The sequence below is a fragment of the Paenibacillus sp. 01T422 genome (assembly GCF_056398785.1).
Map to the genome: position 1 here is coordinate 1 of NZ_JBFTQB010001230.1, position 1,427 is coordinate 1,427.

Genomic DNA, 1,427 nt, shown 5'->3' on the forward strand with positions numbered 1-1,427 from the left:
ATACTAGATAGTACATTAACTGCTGCTAATCTTACAGTTAAAAATAATACACCTTATATCAAGGTAGGATCCTTAGCAGGCGCCACGAAACCGTCTCAAGTCAAATCCTTTACGTTCATGAATAACATGATCACAACGAATGCAGCTTTATACGGAATTGACACTGTGGATGCAGGAATAGGTTCACCTGGCTACACGATTTCCAACAATACTTTTCAATCTTCAATATTAAAATTAAAGACGGATGACATGAATAATAATAATGAAGTATTGTCAAAGTAATACTAGCTCAACTCGTTTTTAAATAAAAACTCCCAACAAGCCTAAGGGCCGAAGGGAGTTTTTGTTCTATAGATAGAGTTTTCATATTTCTTAACTACAGGGATATGGAAAACCGATGTAACCGGTTGATCCATTGAATGACTTAACTTCGGCAGGCATTCCAGCAACAACCGCGTTATCAGGAACATCACTGGTTACAACAGAGTTTGCCCCAATAGCTACATTATTTCCAATTTTTATATTACCGATAATTACACAACCAGCACCCATATAAACATTGTCGCCTATTATAGGAACACCTTTTTTCTTCCCTCTGTTGCTCGCACCAATAGTTACCCCCTGCATAATAACGCAATTGTTTCCGATGGTTGCTCCACTATTTATTACAATCCCTCCAAAATGACCAATATAAAAGCCTTTACCTATATTAGTTTTAGGGGAAATTGCTATGCCATATTTATATTTTAAGTGTTGTAGTATCAGCATTGCTATAGCATATACAGGAAACAGCAGCTTTCCTTTTACACTTAAATATCGGCATAGTCTTAGCCAAAACATGTAATGAAAACCCGGAAGTTGAAATTGACGGTAAAATACTTTCTTCATGTTTACTTGCATGGATTCTTCATAGCGATGTAAATCTGATAGCCAATACTCCTGTAACTCAGATATTTTCATAATGCCTGACTTCTCCCTTGTCGGTAAAGTCTTAGAATTACTGCTCAAAGATTTATCCACTAAACTTTCCCTCCTTAGATTCTGACTTATATTGTGTTTCTTAAATAAAAAATGATTAAATACAGTGTTTGTTTATTTGATATATTTTTGCAGACACCATATCACCTATCGAATCTATTCATTAGAGGATCAACATTAACATGTTTCTTCCTAATACTTTTCTGTCCTAGTAGCACCGATGAGATTGGGGTTATTTTTATAAGTTCAACACACCAGTAAGAGACAACTAGAGTTAGAAGTGTGGTTAATATTACAAATAAAAGATTAGAGAACAATATGGATGAAATCATAAGAATTATCTTTATAATCGCGACATGAATGAGATAAATACCAAAAGAATTTTGATAAACAGATGAGACAGATTTTAAGTTATATGTAATACCTAATTTTACAAGCAGTGCCATAGA

General features: G+C 34.3%; 2 protein-coding genes. One reads left to right on the forward strand and one right to left on the reverse strand.

Annotated features, from left to right (window positions below; genetic code table 11):
* Positions 1-282: hypothetical protein (locus tag AC1DUA_RS37475; RefSeq protein WP_477504552.1), on the forward strand; the 282-nt coding region annotated here is incomplete at its 5' end.
* Positions 283-372: 90 nt separating this feature from the next.
* Here AC1DUA_RS37475 and AC1DUA_RS37480 read toward each other — a convergent pair.
* The gene (locus AC1DUA_RS37480; RefSeq protein WP_477504553.1) at positions 373-1,020 is read right to left on the reverse strand and encodes a serine O-acetyltransferase; all 648 of its coding nucleotides are present in this window, start codon (positions 1,018-1,020) and stop codon (positions 373-375) included.
* Between the last annotated feature and the right edge of the window lie 407 nt (positions 1,021-1,427).